At 33.6% G+C, this 16,540-nt stretch carries 10 protein-coding genes and 1 pseudogene; 8 read left to right on the top strand and 3 right to left on the bottom strand.

Annotation, left to right across the window (positions count from 1 at the left end; genetic code table 11):
• Window positions 1-280 precede the first annotated feature (280 nt).
• The 7 genes from add to GQ596_RS02425 all read left to right on the top strand — a co-directional run bounded on the left by add (window position 281) and on the right by GQ596_RS02425 (window position 9,432).
• Complete coding sequence (add, locus tag GQ596_RS02395; RefSeq protein WP_160400085.1) at window positions 281-1,453, top strand: adenosine deaminase; 1,173 nt, start codon at window positions 281-283, stop codon at window positions 1,451-1,453.
• A 29-nt stretch (window positions 1,454-1,482) separates the two neighbouring features.
• Window positions 1,483-3,441, top strand: coding sequence for a bifunctional 2',3'-cyclic-nucleotide 2'-phosphodiesterase/3'-nucleotidase (locus GQ596_RS02400; RefSeq protein ID WP_160400086.1), 1,959 nt, complete (start codon window positions 1,483-1,485; stop codon window positions 3,439-3,441).
• A 27-nt stretch (window positions 3,442-3,468) separates the two neighbouring features.
• Window positions 3,469-3,864: a cytidine deaminase gene (locus GQ596_RS02405; protein ID WP_160400087.1), complete on the top strand. Its 396-nt coding sequence runs from the start codon at window positions 3,469-3,471 to the stop codon at window positions 3,862-3,864.
• 147 nt (window positions 3,865-4,011) lie between these two features.
• Window positions 4,012-5,313: a pyrimidine-nucleoside phosphorylase gene (locus GQ596_RS02410; RefSeq protein ID WP_160400088.1), complete on the top strand. Its 1,302-nt coding sequence runs from the start codon at window positions 4,012-4,014 to the stop codon at window positions 5,311-5,313.
• Window positions 5,314-5,412: 99 nt separating this feature from the next.
• Window positions 5,413-7,029 (top strand): bifunctional UDP-sugar hydrolase/5'-nucleotidase UshA, encoded by a 1,617-nt coding sequence (gene ushA, locus GQ596_RS02415; RefSeq protein WP_370516478.1) that lies wholly within the window; start codon window positions 5,413-5,415, stop codon window positions 7,027-7,029.
• 14 nt (window positions 7,030-7,043) lie between these two features.
• A complete protein-coding gene (locus GQ596_RS02420; protein ID WP_202113723.1) occupies window positions 7,044-8,591 on the top strand; it encodes a YjjI family glycine radical enzyme in 1,548 nt (515 codons plus the stop codon).
• Complete coding sequence (locus GQ596_RS02425; RefSeq protein ID WP_160400090.1) at window positions 8,566-9,432, top strand: YjjW family glycine radical enzyme activase; 867 nt, start codon at window positions 8,566-8,568, stop codon at window positions 9,430-9,432. The genes GQ596_RS02420 and GQ596_RS02425 overlap by 26 nt, the downstream gene beginning before the upstream one ends.
• Window positions 9,433-9,737: 305 nt before the next feature.
• Here GQ596_RS02425 and GQ596_RS02430 read toward each other — a convergent pair whose 3' ends face one another.
• From GQ596_RS02430 to GQ596_RS02440, 3 genes and pseudogenes are all read right to left on the bottom strand, one after another.
• The gene (locus GQ596_RS02430) at window positions 9,738-11,285 is read right to left on the bottom strand and encodes a hypothetical protein (protein ID WP_160400091.1); all 1,548 of its coding nucleotides are present in this window, start codon (window positions 11,283-11,285) and stop codon (window positions 9,738-9,740) included.
• 301 nt (window positions 11,286-11,586) lie between these two features.
• Window positions 11,587-13,756 (bottom strand): annotated as a pseudogene (locus GQ596_RS02435) (Tex family protein); the annotation flags it as partial.
• Between the two features lie 165 nt (window positions 13,757-13,921).
• The gene (locus tag GQ596_RS02440; RefSeq protein WP_160400093.1) at window positions 13,922-15,367 is read right to left on the bottom strand and encodes a hypothetical protein; all 1,446 of its coding nucleotides are present in this window, start codon (window positions 15,365-15,367) and stop codon (window positions 13,922-13,924) included.
• A 286-nt stretch (window positions 15,368-15,653) separates the two neighbouring features.
• On the opposite strand from GQ596_RS02440, the gene greB reads away from it, so the two are divergent.
• Window positions 15,654-16,139, top strand: coding sequence for a transcription elongation factor GreB (gene greB / locus GQ596_RS02445; RefSeq protein ID WP_160400094.1), 486 nt, complete (start codon window positions 15,654-15,656; stop codon window positions 16,137-16,139).
• Window positions 16,140-16,540 lie beyond the last annotated feature (401 nt).

Raw genomic sequence — 16,540 nt, forward strand, 5'->3', positions numbered from 1 at the left:
TAGGTTGAATTTTACACTACCAATATAAAGGCAACAATATCGGTTGTTGCCTTTTTGGTTATCAACAAGCCAACTTTATTGTTAAAGTTAAAAAAGTATGATTTGTCGCACAAAAAATAAATAAGTAATGCAAAATAAATAGCAGAAAGATAGCTTATCAAGGTAGACTAGCTGAAACTATAATTCACAATGTGCGTATACTATTTTGATCTTTTTGATCAATTTTTTATGCCATTGTTACTAGAGCATATTTAGCTCATTTAAAGAAATTAAATATCAAATGAACAACCAAATAATACCCAAAGTCATATTACATGAGCACATTGAAGGAAGCATAACCCCAATAATGGCTCACAAATTAGCCCAAAAAAATAATATTCCATTCCCTAAAACTTTATGTTACCAACCCGATCAATATGATACCAATGAGTATAAAAATGGTAGATATTCATACGACGAATCTAAGTTTGAAGAATTTATCAAAACATATGATATTGTTTCTAGCTTTCTAAAAAATCCAGAGGATTACTATTTAATTACTTACGATTTTCTTAATAGAAATGCTAAACAAGGGTTAATTTATTGCGAGCTGTTTATATCCCCTTTTCATATCTGTGCAACGCAATCCCACGATGGACATGTTGTTTGGAATCAAGATCGATTTCACCAAACACTAAAGCAAATGGATAAGGCAATTATTGACGTTCGTAAGCAATATGATATTACCGTACGATATCATGTAATCGGTGTTAGGCATCTTGGTGCGAACGTGGTTTACGATACTTTGCGATTCATTAAAAATAATCCTCACCCATTTATTACTGGTTTCAATATCGCTGGTAATGAAAAAACAGGTCATTTTGATGACTTTAAGGATGCTCATGAATTGGCTACCGAGCTTAATCTAAAAAAATCGTATCACGCTGGCGAAATAGATTCAGCTCAAAGTATTATTCAAGCCATTAAGCATGGCGCAAATAGAATTGGACACGGCATTCGTGCTATTGAAGACAAAACACTTATTGGTGAACTGATTAATAAAAAAATCACCCTCGAAATTGCCTTAACAAGCAATCGAATTTTAGTTAATGAGCTACATGGTGATATTTATCAGCACCCCATCAGGCAGCTTTATGACCAAGGTGTTCGCATTACATTAAATACGGATGATGCAGGGATTTTTGGTACCGATATAGAAAAAGAGTATAACATCGCTCAATCTATATTTGCATTTTCGCGATTAGAATTACTTGATATTACACTGTGCGGTATTCACGCTGCATTTATTGAAAATTCAATTAAAACCCAATTAATTAAAAAAATTCTTGCTTGTTTTACATCTGATGATAAGCAATTGTTAGAAAAGTGTATCAATGATAAAAGATATCATCCAGCAATTATCGAACGCTTTTTAGAATATCAAAAATTATTACTAGCCATGACCATTAATTAATTTAGTTGTCAGAATAATAGGAGATTTGTATGAAAAAAACTAAGTTACCTTTAACCTTTTTAGCCCTATTCATTTCTGGCACATCCAGTGCAGCAACGGTTGATTTAAGGATTATCGAAACAACCGACCTACATGGTAATATGATGAACTACGACTATTTTAAAGATCAATCTATCGAGACCTTTGGATTAGCCAAAACAGCTAATTTGATTCACCAAGCACGAAGTGAAATAAAAAATAGTGTTCTTGTTGATAATGGCGATCTGATTCAAGGTAGTCCAATGGCTGATTATACAGTAAATAAAGGCCTTAATGATGGTGATATTCATCCTGTATATAAAGCAATGAACACGCTTAATTATGTTGTAGGTAATATTGGTAATCACGAATTTAATTTTGGTTTGGAATTCCTACAAAAAAGCCTTGCTGGAGCTAAATTCCCTTATATTAATGCAAATGTCTATGATGCAAAAACCAATAAACCGTTCTTTAAGCAATATATTATTATTGATACCCCCGTTGTAGATAGAAATGGTAACAAACAAACCATTAAGATTGGCTACATTGGCTTTGTGCCACCACAAATTATGCAATGGGACAAACTTAATCTTGATGGTAAAGTTGTGGTTAAAGACATTACCGAAACAGCCAAGCGCTTGGTTCCAGAAATGAAAAAACAAGGCGCTAATATCATTATTGCCATTCCTCATTCAGGTGTTTCTTCTGAGCCTTATAAAGCACTAGCTGAAAATTCAGTTTATTACTTAAGTCAAGTTGAAGGTATTAATGCAATTATGTTTGGCCACGCCCATGGAGTGTTTCCAAGCGAGGAGTTCAAATCACTACCAAATACAGATATAAAAACCGGTAAAATTAATCACGTTCCTGCGGTCATGCCAGGACAATGGGGAAGCCACTTAGGAGTAGTTGACTTAGTTCTTGAAGGTGAACAAGCAAATTGGCAAGTGGTTTCAGGAAAATCTGAAGCTCGCCCTATTTATGATATAAAAAATAAAAAAGCATTAGTTGATACCGATCAAAATATCGTCAATATTTTAAATCAAGACCATCAAGGTACGCGTGAATTTGTTAGCAAACCAATAGGCAAAGTTTCAACTGATATTACTAGTTATTTAGCTTTGGTCGAAGATAGCTCAGCCTTACAAATTATTAGCGATGCGCAGATCGATTATGTTAAACAATTTATTCAAGGCGATCCCGATCTAGATGGATTACCTATTTTATCAGCCATTGCACCGTTTAAAGCTGGTGGAAGAAAAAATGATCCAAATGCTTTTGTTGATGTAAAAAAAGGGGATTTAACCTTTAGAAATGCAGCGGATATTTACCTTTATCCTAATTTACTATCAACATTAAAAATTACTGGTGCAGACGTAAAAGAGTGGCTTGAATGTTCGGCAGGAGTATATAATCAAATTGATGTTAATACATCAAACCCACAATACCTGATCAACTGGGAACAGTTTAGAACTTATAATTTTGATACAATTGATGGGGTGAATTATCAAATAGATATTACTAAACCACCTCGTTATGATGCAAATTGTCAGCTAATTAATCCAACATCAGAAAGAATTAACAATCTAACTTATCAACAAAAACCGATTAACCCTAATCAAACATTTTTAATTGCTACCAATAACTATCGCGCTTATAGTGGCATATTTCCTGGGACAGGTGAAAAAAATGTTAAATTCAATTCACCAGATGATTTAAGAGTGATTCTTTCAGCTTATATCACCAATATGACCCAAAAAAACGGCACAGTAGATGTTACTGTCGATAATAATTGGCGAATTGCTCCGATTACTAGTAATAAAGATTTGGATATTCGCTTTGAATCCTCCCTTAATGATGATGCAAAAAACTATATTCAAAATAATTCACTCTACCCAATAAAATTTATAGAACAAAACAACTTAGGGTTTGGTGTTTACCGTATCAATCTACAAACACCCACAAAATAATGTGATTAAGACAGAAGGATTATTAATATGAAAATTGAAAAACTAATTGAATTAGCCAAAACAGCCCGAGCTAAGGCTTATGTACCCTATTCTAAATTTCAGGTTGGGGCTGTACTTATCACCGAAGATGACGAAGCCATTTTAGGTTGCAACATTGAAAATGCCTCTTATGGATTAGCCAACTGTGCGGAGCGTACGGCTATTTTTAAAGCGGTATCTGAAGGTAAAAGGAAATTTAAAAAATTAGTGGTAATTGGAGATACTCAAGGCCCTATCTCACCTTGTGGCGCTTGTCGTCAAGTGATTAGTGAGTTTTGTGCTAAAGATATGCCAGTTATTTTAACGAATATGAATGGTAAAGTTCAAGAAACAACGGTAGGGGAATTATTACCTTGGTCTTTTTCACCAAGTGATTTGGAGTAATTTCGTTTTTTGAAACAAAGTTGTTAAATAATGTAACATTATACTTATTTTAGTGCTGTTTTAAGTCGATTATTTTCGACAAAAACTAAACATGCTCATTTGTATAAGCAAACAAAAAATAATTAATTGATTTAAAAGAGAAAAATAATGAGATTTGTAGATATTATTGAAAAAAAACGTGATGGACATCCTCTAACTACCGAAGAAATCCAATTTTTTATCACCAACTATACTCATGGCGCTATCCCCGATTACCAAGTTAGTGCGTTATTAATGGCAATTTACTATAAAGGTATGACACCAAAAGAGTGTGCTGATTTAACTAGTGCAATGATGTATTCAGGCGATACCGTTGATCTATCTTCAATCCAAGGAATTAAAGTTGATAAACATTCAACTGGAGGCGTTGGTGATACCACAACACTCGTACTTGCACCGCTTGTTGCCGCATTAGATGTTCCTGTTGCCAAAATGTCTGGACGTGGTTTAGGTCATACAGGTGGTACTACCGATAAATTTGAATCAATTCCAGGATTTAAAATTGAATTAAGTAAACAAGATTTTATCGATCAAGTTAATCATAAAGGTCTTGCTGTTATCGGTCAATCAGGCAATTTAACCCCCGCTGATAAAAAGTTATATTCTTTACGTGATGTCACAGGAACAGTTAACTCTATTCCTCTTATTGCAAGCTCAATTATGAGTAAAAAGTTAGCAGCAGGCGCCGATGCTATTGTACTTGATGTCAAAACAGGTGATGGTGCACTAATGAAAGATATGGCCGATTCCGAAAAGTTAGCTCACGAAATGGTCAATATCGGTAACCAAATTGGTCGTCGAACCATGGCTATTATATCTGATATGTCACAACCGCTTGGTTATGCAATTGGTAATGCACTTGAAATAAAAGAAGCCATTGATACTTTAAAAGGTCATGGCCCTGCTGATTTAACTGAATTAGTTTTAACGTTAGGTAGCCAAATGGTTGTGCTTGCTAATAAAGCCAAAACATTAGAAGAAGCCAGAGCAAAACTTCAAGAAGTTATTAAAAATGGCAAAGCCATTGAGAAGTTCAAAATACTTATTGAAGCACAAGGTGGGGATAGCTCAGTTGTTGATCACCCTGAAAAATTAGCTAGTGCTCCTTATCAAATTGCTTTACCTGCACTTAAATCAGGTTATGTTTCAAGAATCATTGCCGATCAAATTGGTATTGCTGCTATGCAATTAGGTGCAGGCCGTGCAACTAAAGAGGATATTATCGATCCTGCTGTAGGAATCGTGTTACATAAAAAAGTAGGTGATAAAGTAGCCGAAGGCGAAGCTTTGTTAACGATCCATGCTAGTACCGATAAGATTGATGCGATCAAACAAAAACTTTACGACAATATTACTATTAGTGATAGTGCAAAAGAACCACAACTTATTTACAAAGTTATTACAGAATAGTAGTTATTATATAGTAAGTTAGGAGATACAATGTATCCGTTTCAATTTAATAAAAAACTATCATTACTTGTTTGTATGGGGCTATTCTCAGCCTCTTGCATGGCCGATGTTACCACAAAAAACACCCCTACTCCAACTTGGGAAAAAGACAAGTCTTATCAATTTACTATTTTACATACCAACGACCATCATGGTCGTTTTTGGCAAAACGATATTGGTGAATATGGACTTGCTGCCCAAAAAACTGTAGTGGATGAAATTCGAAAACAAGTTACAGCAGAAGGTGGCAAATTATTGCTACTTTCAGGTGGTGATATTAATACGGGGGTCCCTGAATCTGATGTACAGCAAGCCAAACCTGATTTTATTGGTATGAATGCTGTTGGTTACGATGCTATGGCTGTGGGTAACCATGAGTTTGATCACCCTTTGACAATTATTCGTGAGCAACAAAAATGGGCAACATTTCCTTTTTTATCAGCAAATACTTATTTCAAGGGAACTGATAAACGTGTATTTGATGCTTATAAAATGTTTAATTTAAATGGTATTAAAGTTGCAGTGTTTGGTTTGACTACTGATGATACCATTTTTCTAGCTTCCCCCAAAAATACAGAAGGCGTCGAATTTCGACAAACTTTACCTGAAGCACAGAAAATAATTAAACAATTAAAAGACAATGAACACCCAGACATGATTATTGCTGTCACTCATATGGGACATTATGAAAATGGTGAACATGGCTCGATGGCACCGGGCGATGTTGAATTAGCCAGAAAATTGCACACAGGCGATTTGGATATGATAGTAGGTGGACACTCCCAAAATCCTGTCTGTATGGCTAGCCCTAATAAACGTATTACCGAATATGTACCAGGTACACCTTGTGCACCAGATCAACAAAATGGCACATGGATTGTACAAGCCCACGAATGGGGTAAATATGTTGGACGAGCTGATTTTGTCTTTTTAAATGGCAAAATCACATTAAAAAATTACCAATTAATTCCTATTAATCTAAAAAAAGAGGTGGAGAATGGTAATAGCACTAAACGCCTTGAATATTACACGCAAGAAATTCCTCAAGATAAATCCTTACTTGAAAATTTGAGGCCATATCAAGAACTGGGTAAACAGCAGTTATTAGTGAAAAGTGGTGAGTTGATAGGTCGGTTAGAAGGCAATCGTGATGTTGTTAGATACCAGCAAAGCAATATGGGACAATTGTTACTTAGTGCTTTTGTTGAAAAAACTAATGCAGATGTTGGCATTATGTCTGGTGGTATGATTCGTGACTCCTTAATTGAAGGTAATATTACTTACCGCGATATTTTAAAAGTAGAACCTTTTGGTAACAGTGTGGTTTATTTCGAATTAACAGGCAATGAATTAATTGATTATCTGAAAGCGGCATTAAGTAAAAAACAAGGCTCAGGAGGATATACGCATTTGAAAAATATTAGCCTAACAAAAAATGAGGACAATATTGAAAATGTAAAAATTAACAATCAACCGATCGATTTACAAAAAAACTATCGCATTGCCACGCTTGACTTTTTAGCCGCTGGTGGAGATGGTTACCCAATAACCAATACGTCACCGACTTACGTTGATACAGGTTATCGCGATGCAGATGTAGTAAAACAATATGTTGAAAAACATTCACCAATTAATGCATCTGATTATGAACCAAAACAATTTATTATTGAGAAATAAATATTGAGATAATTATGAGCATGACTGAATTTCAACAAAGTTGTTATAATATTGTGACAGATCCTAATTTGTCGCCTAAACAAAAATCAAATTTACTCGCCTTAGCAGCAGAAAATAATTTACCTTATGTAGATCTGGATGAAGAAACACAACAAGCTTTAAATGACCGCGTTATCTGTGATATGTACGAAGGTCACGCGCCTTATAAACCTCGTTATGTTTTACCTGATTATGTGAAATTTTTAAAACAAGGGTCGAAGTGGTTAGAACTTAATCCAGCTGAAACATTTGATGATGCATTAAATTTGCTTATCATCATCTATCATCACGTTCCTTCAGTAACTGGTATGCCTGTTTATTTAGGATGCTTAGATCAAATTTTACTTCCTTACGTTGGTAAGCTTACTGAAGATGAAATTTATCAGCGATTAAAGCGTTTTTGGATCATGCTCGATCGTAATTTACCTGATGCATTTATGCATGCAAACATTGGACCAACAGATAATATTATCTGTCGGGTAATTTTACGTATAGATAGAGAACTAAAACAAGTTGCACCTAATTTAACCTTTATCTATGATAAAGACATTACCCCAGAATCATTATTATTAGTGGCAATTGAAAATATCTGTGAAACAAGCAAACCTCATATTGCAAACAATAATATGGTCCAAAAAGATTTTGATAGCAAAGGGTACGGTGTTGTAAGTTGCTATAATTCACTGCCAGTTGCAGGCGGAGGAAGCACGCTTTCACGAATCAACTTAAAAGAAGTGGCATTACGCAGTAAAAATAGTGAGGATTTTTTGACAAATACCTTGCCTTACTATTGTCAGTTACAGCTTAATCTTATTCAAGCAAGATCGAATTTTCTTTATAATCAATCCAATTTTTTTAATAGCAGTTTTTTAGTTCAAGAAGGATTAATTGATCCCAACCGATTTGCACCTATGTTTGGTATTTTTGGTATGGCTGAAGCGGTCAATATCCTGCAAGAAAAAGCAAATTTAGCAGGGCGTTATGGTTTTGACGAACAAGCCAATGAACTGGCATTAACCATTACCCAACTCATTGCCAAATTTATTGACAACCACACAATAGAAAATGCTTGGAAAGGAAAGGCTATGTTACATTCACAATCAGGAATCAGTACCGATATAGGCATAACCCCTGGTCTAAGAATTCCTTACGGTCATGAACCCGATCCAGTTACCCATATTATGGCGCTATTTAAACATCATCATTACTACACATCGGGCATTAGTGATATTTTAACTATCGATGAAACCATCAAAAATAACCCATCAGCATTACTGCAAATTTGTAAAGCAGCTTTTAAATTGGGTTTTCGTGAATTTACCGCCAATATCAGTGGCAATGATCTTGTTCGAGTAACGGGTTATATGGTTAGATTATCCGACATCAAAAAGTATAAACAAGAAGGATCACGAATTAACACAACGTTTTTAGGAGCAGAAGCTGCTGATGACGTTAAAAACAATAATTATTTATCTCGAAAGCCAAGAGTAATCAGTCATGAACAAGTCATGGGCAATCGTTAACAAGATATTACCCTTTTCTTGTGTTGATGGACCAGGCAATCGACTTGTAATATTTTTACAGGGATGCAATTTTCGTTGCTTAAACTGCCACAATCCTTACACAATATCATTATGTAAGGATTGTGGCGATTGTATTAATGCTTGTCCACATAAGGCATTAAGTTTTAACAATCATCGCGTCATATGGCAAACTTCGGTTTGCCAACAATGTGATACTTGTATTAATACTTGCGGTTATAACTCAACACCAATGACTTATAAATACAGTGTTGAAGATATATTAAAAATTATCCGAAAATATCTGCCATTTTTAAACGGTATAACTTTTAGTGGAGGAGAGGCCACTATACAACTCCCTTTTATTGAGAATCTGTTTAGAGCAATAAAACAAGCCAACGATTTAAATCACCTTACTTGCTTTATTGATAGTAATGGTTACTTAAAACAGACAGGATGGCAAAAAGTAACAAGCACGATGGATGGAGCAATGATTGATCTTAAAGCTTGGGATAATAATGTACATAAACAGCTAACAGGACGAGACAATCTACGAGTAAAAGAAACGATTAAATATCTTGCCAAAATCAATAAATTATATGAAATAAGATTTTTAATTATTCCAAAACAAACCGATCTACAAGATAATGCAAAAAATATTGCTGAATTCTTAATTGATATAGATCCCAATATTCGAATTCGAATTAACGCCTTTCATAATCATGGTGTACATGGCATTGCTAAAACATGGCCATCTGCCAGTAAACAACAAGTAGAGCAGTTTGCAAAACAATTAAAACAATATAATCTACAAAAGATTGTATTACCTAGTGTTTATTTGTGATTTTTTTACCACTGTAAAAATTTTATCGATTTTTAGTTTTTGAATTAATCCATTCACTAAAAAAGTAAATGCATATCGACAAAAAGACTATACAAAAATGATACCAAGGTTTTCTATTTCTCGATAATAAGAAAGCGGTTTCTTTTCTATATGACAAAAATATAGCCAATCGATAAATCACCAACGCAGTAATATTTGTGATAACTAACAATAAGTTGGCTTATTATCGAATTTGGTGACGGCCTAAACCATCACCTTTAACGAGTAAATACACAAGAAATAAAATAGGATTATTATAAAAGCTATTAATAATATTCAATAGTTCGAGTTGTTATCTTACCATCATCACATTCTTTGATTGTCCAATCACCTTTTTGGTTGTGTTTAAAAAATTGACATTCAAGACTCGCTTTATTTTTATTACCAGTATATTTTTTCATTTTGATTAATTGACCTTCTTTATTATACTCCATAGTATAAGTTTCATTATCAATCACCCTTGAAATCAACTGGTTTTTATCATTGTATTGAAATGTCATATTATTATCAAAAAATAGTATTTTGTCTTCATCATCATAGTCAACGAAAACTGAATGAAGTTCATCTAAATCAACCCCTGTTTGAACAAATTTTGTGTTATAGTCTGCTTGGAAAATATCAAATATCTCTGTTTTTTTATAATTATTGGTTGCAAACGGATTGAGATAGCTTTGCTCTCGGCTAGGTAAAGACATGGTAAAATAATCATAGAATTTCCAACTCGTTCGTTCTGTTTTCATATCGTCAGAAGATGAAATAATGCGTTTCTGTTTATAATTATAACTTTCAATTGTATCAACGAAATAAGAAACCACCCCATTTTCATCAAAATCCATTTCAAAAGCAAAATCGTTTTCACCAAGCAATTTTGAGTACTGATCTAATAACTTATCTTTTATATATCCTTTTGCCGACTTAATACGATTTTGAGTAAGCGCATGATCAAAATAGTAATACATTACAACTAAGTTAGTTGAACGAGCTAAATTTGCTGATGGTTTTGGTTTTTCTTTTGAAAATAATACAGAATCTGGCTCTATCCCCCAATCATTATTCATTTGATTATACTTAACAAAATCATATCTGATTTCGCTTGCTTTTGCCGTATCATAATATGCATAAGTGAAATGCTCACGATCCCAGTTATCATCTTTTTTACTATTAAAATATGAATGCTTTATCGAATCTTCGTTATCAAAAATCAATTCACCATTCTCCAATTTAGCTAACTTAATTGTGGACGATATTTGGTTAGGAAATTGCCCATCAATTAAACTAGGATAACTATAGTAATCATAATAACTTTGTTTATTTTTATCTAATTCACGAGAATAAAAATATTGTTTGAAGATATCATTATTAACCCAAGAAGGAATTTGCTCAATAGTATAAGTTACCGTTGCAAAAGGGTTTACACTATTTCTATAATTGTCAACAAAAAGATGATCTAAACTCACTTGCCCAAAACAAAAACTACCTTTTTTAAATATAGTATCGCTGTTTAATTTAGCTAATTGATAGGTGGTTGTTTGATTGTTAGCATCTGATGAACGCTCTAGTAAACCTAAATTTGAAAAAATCTCTAACCGTCGATTTAATTCATTATTTACCCAAACCTCTGCTCGTTCATTTGCAGGATAGCTAAGATCTTTTTTAAGATAAGGAAATGTTACTTTACCTAGATAAAAACAAATCGGTTTGTCTTGATCTTCCAATTCAGATTTAACTTCTTCCGTTAATTTTACTTGGTTTTTATCACATCCTGAGAGGATAACAATTAATGCCAACCAAACAACATTAAAATATTTTTTCATTGTTTTTGATATTCCCTTTCTATTAATTTAATTTTATTTTATTTTATAACTTAATAAAAAATAGCTAAAAAGCACATTGATGATATCCAATATAAAAATGACCATATTTCAACGCACTGAATACAAAATAGGGACAACTGTCCCATAATTTGTAAATATTTTTATTTAGTTTTCTTTAATGCAGCAGCAAACGCATTTCCCATCGCACTGTTATTCGGCAATGAATTATAATTATTTTGTTTGTTGGCCTGAGTATGTTTTTTTGAAATACGATTAGCATCTTGCTTAGTCAATGACGCAGGATCATCAAGACGCATGGTTAACGCAATACGTTTACGAGGAATATCAACCTCTACCACTTTAACTTTAACAATATCCCCCGCTTTTACTACTGTTCTTGGATCATCAACAAACTTATCTGATAAGGCCGAAATATGCACTAAGCCATCTTGATGAACACCAATATCAACAAAGGCACCAAAATTGGTCACATTGGTAACAGAACCTTCCATAATCATGCCGAGTTTTAAATCTTCCATAGTTTCAATATCATCAGCAAACTGAGCAGTTTTAAATTCAGGTCTTGGATCTCGTCCTGGTTTATCAAGTTCTTTAATAATATCAGTTACTGTTGGCACACCAAAGTTTTCATCCACATAATCAATTGCTTTAAGTGATTTTAAATAATTGCTATCACCTAAAATATCTTTTAAAGATTTTCCATTTTTCTCTAAAATACGCTCAACAATAGGATAAGCTTCTGGGTGAACTGCAGAGGCATCAAGTGGATTTTTACCATCCATAATTCTTAAAAAACCTGCACATTGTTCAAATGCTTTAGGACCAAGACGCGAAACTTTTAATAGTTGTTTGCGATCCGTAAATTGTCCATTTTCATTACGCCAATCAATAATATTTTGCGCAATAACTTTATTTAGACCAGCAATACGTGCGAGTAACATCATTGAGGCAGTATTTAAATTTACACCAACCGCATTGACACCGTCTTCAACCACGGCATCAAGTTTTTTAGCTAACTGAGTTTGGCTTACATCATGCTGATATTGACCTACTCCAATAGATTTAGGATCAATTTTAACAAGTTCAGCTAATGGATCTTGTAAACGACGTGCAATAGAAACAGCACCACGAATAGATACATCAAGATCAGGAAACTCTTGTGCGGCTAGTTCTGATGCGGAATAAACCGAAGCGCCAGCTTCACTGACAATCACTTTTTGCGCTTTCACTTCTGGGTATTTTTTTTGAACGTCCAAATAAAAACGTTCTGTCTCGCGCGAAGCCGTACCATTACCAATTGCCACCAATTCAACTTGATATTTAATACAAAGCGCAGCAATAACTATTGCCGCTTTATCAGCTTGCCCCGTATGCGGATAGATAGTTTCAGTCGCAACTAATTTACCTGTTGCATCAACAACCGCTATTTTTACTCCAGTTCTTAACCCCGGATCCATACCCATGGTGACTTTCATACCTGCTGGTGCGGCCATTAACATATCATGCAAGTTGGCAGCAAAAACATTAATTGCTTCTTCTTCGGCTTGTTCTCGAAGCGTCGTCATCAGCTCGGTTTCCATGTGCATTAAAATTTTTATGCGCCACGTCCAATTAATCACTGCTTTTCGCCATTTATCTGCTGGTTGATCATTAAAATGAACACCTAAATACTCAGTGATAATTTGTTCACAATAACTCTCTTTTGGTGCTTCTTCAAATTGCGGATCAGCATTTAAGGAAAGTTGTAAAAAACCCTCGTTTCTCCCACGGAACATAGCTAATGCTCGGTGTGAAGGTACTTTTGAAATAAGTTCACTTTGAGAAAAATAGTCTCGAAATTTTACACCCTCATCTTCCTTTCCACTGACTACTCGAGAAACCAAATGAGCATTATTCCAAAGATAATGACGTACTTTTGCTAATAAGTTAGCCTCTTCAGCAAATCGTTCCATCAAAATATAACGAGCCCCATCCAAGGCAGATTTAGTATCGGTAATACCTTTATCTGTATTAAAATATTTTTCTGCTTCGTTTTCTGGATTTAATGAAGGATTTTGCCATAAATCATCAGCAAGAGGTTCAAGACCTGCTTCAATTGCAATTTGGCCTCGAGTACGGCGTTTGGGTTTATACGGTAAATATAAATCTTCAAGTTCTGTTTTACTAAGCGTTGAGGCAATACTTTTACTTAATTCAGGCGTTAATTTGCCTTGTTCTTCTATTGATTTTAAAATGGTTTGCTTACGATCTTCAAGTTCACGTAAATAACTCAATCGACTATCAAGTGTTCGTAATTGAGTATCATCAAGCCCTCCTGTTACCTCTTTTCGATAACGAGCAATAAAGGGAACTGTGCTACCTTCGTCTAATAATTGAATGGCAGCTAACACTTGTTCGGGTTTTACTGTAAGCTCTCCTGCTATAATATGGCTAATTTGATTGTTTATCATGGTGTTGTTATCTAATTCAAAGAAAGGCGTAATTATATACCTATCTGCCTTTTTGTTGCAATTTAGTCAGAGTTATCTATTATCCATAAAAAAATATCACAACCTATGGCCGTGATATTTTTATTTAGTCTTTTATGGAACTACTTATAAAACTAAATGTTCTGTTTATTTAGTTACACATATTGCGTAGTGCAAAAGATTTTGATGAGTTAGAATATGATGTAATGCCCCATCATTCATATTAACATAAATAAAATTATCACCATTAGATGGTACAACAGTATTAGACCATGCATAAGTCGCATTATAAAAATTAGCACCCGAATAATGAGTTAATGGACCCCATTCAGATAAAAAACCTTCTCCAACATACCGTTTATAGAAGTTAAAAGTATTTCTACCACTCTCAATAAGATTAAGCAATCGAGCATTACTTAAATCTCTCGCTTCTGCAAGTTTATAATCGCCCAAATTATTACACCATTCTCGTTGTTCTCTAAGTGCAGCCACGATACTCCCTCTATTTACAAACCACTTATTTATTCTAAATTTATAAGACAGTTTAACTTTTTGTTTGGTTGTTACAGCCAATTCAATATCAACAGGAAGGTTCGCTGTTGGGATTTGGGGGGTAGTTTGAGTTCGAGTTTTAGCTGATGAATCCGGTCCCTTCAAAGTGACAAGCACCATATTTTTATTATTATAAGCTTTAAATCCTGTTATTCCTGGAGCAGTTGATTTTGTTACAGTTGCTGTAATTGCACTTGGCGAACTATCATCAATATTAGATGTTCTGACTGTCCAATTTGTTGTATTAAGAGAATTATCTATTCCATCCGTGACGAGATAAAAATAAAGGTTATTTGCACCTGTTGATGGAAAATTACGTAAATAATCATTTTGTGCCACAAAACCATTCAGTGTTGCTGGCGTGTAGTCAAAAATTGTTTTGTCCCGATATGAATAGTCATGATCTGAAAAATGCATATTGGGACTAGCATATTTAATCGCTTCCCCGCCTATTGCAATATTAAAATTTCGATAAGGTGTTTTACTTATTGCAATGTCATTATCTGGATAAGATTGAAAATTTGGAACACCATACCTCGTATTTAAAGTAACTGGACCACTTATTTTGATATATGGATAAATACCACTACCTAATAATGCACTAAATGCTGTGGATGTTTGAGTAGGAGTTAGCTTAACTTCGTTATTTTTTGCATCCTCATAATACCATGCTAATGTCAAAGGATTAGCCGAATCCTCTGATAAAATAATATCGCCATCGCCATCAAGATCCATAACTTCATCACTTTGCGGCTGTTTAATTACCGTTGATAACTTCAAACTCGCTGGTGTTTTAGATGCAACATTACCCCCTAAAGCATTATTTAAATCTACTGTATTAAAATAAGCATTTCCATTATAAACAACACCAAAATACTTGAAATGTTTATTAGATTCAATATGATTTTCTATTTCAGATATAAAGCGAGGACTATTCCCTTGAATAACTTTTGCTGTTATAGCAGATAACGCAAAAGATTCTTCAGAAGGAAAACCTACAAAGCAAGCCATACAAAAAGATACCCGATTCCATTTAGTCATATCTATTCCTGTTAATAGTTAAAGCAATAATAACTTTCTTAGTCTATTATCTACAAATAAAAAACTGAACCTATTTATATAATATGTATAAACTATATAATCAGCTTTACAAAGCCATAAAACAACAAAAAAAACAATATTCAATCAGAAAAACAAGAATATCATCTTAATTTCGTATTTAAAACAGAATTTAAGAGGAAATAATAAAAAAAATTTAATATGTTTTTATTCTGAGCAAATATGTTTTATTCTCACAAAAAACAAACTATGTTATAGGTTTTAAAATATGCAAAAGGCAAATTACATAACAAGAGAAGGATACTTGGCTCTCGATCGTGAACTAAAATATTTATGGAAAGAAGAAAGACCTAAAGTTACCCAAGCTGTATCAGATGCCGCAGCTTTAGGAGATCGCAGTGAAAATGCCGAATATATTTATGGTAAACGCCGATTACGAGAAATCGATAGACGAGTACGCTTTCTAACTAAACGATTAGAATCACTAATAATTGTCGATCCCGATCCAAGACAAGAGGGAAAAGTATTTTTTGGTGCTTGGATTAAATTAGAAGATGAATCTGGTAATTCATATACTTACCGTATTGTTGGTGCAGACGAGTTTGATCCTAAAAAAAATTGGATATCAATAAATAGCCCTGTCGCCAGAGCCTTAATTGGACATAAAGTTGATGATGAAATAACTGTCGTCACTCCAAATGGGAAAATATGCTATTACATTATAGAGATAAGTTATGCTGAACCTATATCTTAAATAGCATATTTAAAATGAAATGATTAAAATGGTAATTTATTATTAATCCCGTTTTTTGCGAATTTTTTGATAAAATTTGCTGAAACATTTTTTGGTTAAGGAAGTCTACGCAACAAATTTACTTATTTTTGTACTTGAGCTACGAGAATAGTATGGCTTTCAACGACATTGTTTTATCTATGACTTGCAATAGTTTCTTTATTTTGACAATAAAACTAAAATATGCAAAAAACTGACAAATAAATTGATCAAAATGGTTATGTTGAACATGGACTTTGCTTTTAAAAAAGTGTTCAGGAAAGGTATTGATTTTATTGAAGTTTTTTAAAACATTTTTATCAAAAAAAACTTCAATAAAATCAATACCTTTCCTGACTGATTTTTAGATTATCTATTTTGTC

Source organism: Gilliamella sp. Pra-s60 (assembly GCF_009795755.1).
Classification (GTDB): Bacteria; Pseudomonadota; Gammaproteobacteria; order Enterobacterales; family Orbaceae; genus Gilliamella.

What these genes read in the sequence shown, in the direction of transcription:
- add (WP_160400085.1), top strand. Translation starts at nt 281, where the DNA reads ATGAACAACCAAATAATACCCAAAGTCATATTACATGAGCACATTGAA.
- GQ596_RS02400 (WP_160400086.1), top strand. Translation starts at nt 1,483, where the DNA reads ATGAAAAAAACTAAGTTACCTTTAACCTTTTTAGCCCTATTCATTTCT.
- GQ596_RS02405 (WP_160400087.1), top strand. Translation starts at nt 3,469, where the DNA reads ATGAAAATTGAAAAACTAATTGAATTAGCCAAAACAGCCCGAGCTAAG.
- GQ596_RS02410 (WP_160400088.1), top strand. Translation starts at nt 4,012, where the DNA reads ATGAGATTTGTAGATATTATTGAAAAAAAACGTGATGGACATCCTCTA.
- ushA (WP_370516478.1), top strand. Translation starts at nt 5,413, where the DNA reads ATGGCCGATGTTACCACAAAAAACACCCCTACTCCAACTTGGGAAAAA.
- GQ596_RS02420 (WP_202113723.1), top strand. Translation starts at nt 7,044, where the DNA reads ATGAGCATGACTGAATTTCAACAAAGTTGTTATAATATTGTGACAGAT.
- GQ596_RS02425 (WP_160400090.1), top strand. Translation starts at nt 8,566, where the DNA reads ATGAACAAGTCATGGGCAATCGTTAACAAGATATTACCCTTTTCTTGT.
- GQ596_RS02430 (WP_160400091.1), bottom strand. Translation starts at nt 11,285, where the DNA reads ATGAAAAAATATTTTAATGTTGTTTGGTTGGCATTAATTGTTATCCTC.
- GQ596_RS02440 (WP_160400093.1), bottom strand. Translation starts at nt 15,367, where the DNA reads ATGACTAAATGGAATCGGGTATCTTTTTGTATGGCTTGCTTTGTAGGT.
- greB (WP_160400094.1), top strand. Translation starts at nt 15,654, where the DNA reads ATGCAAAAGGCAAATTACATAACAAGAGAAGGATACTTGGCTCTCGAT.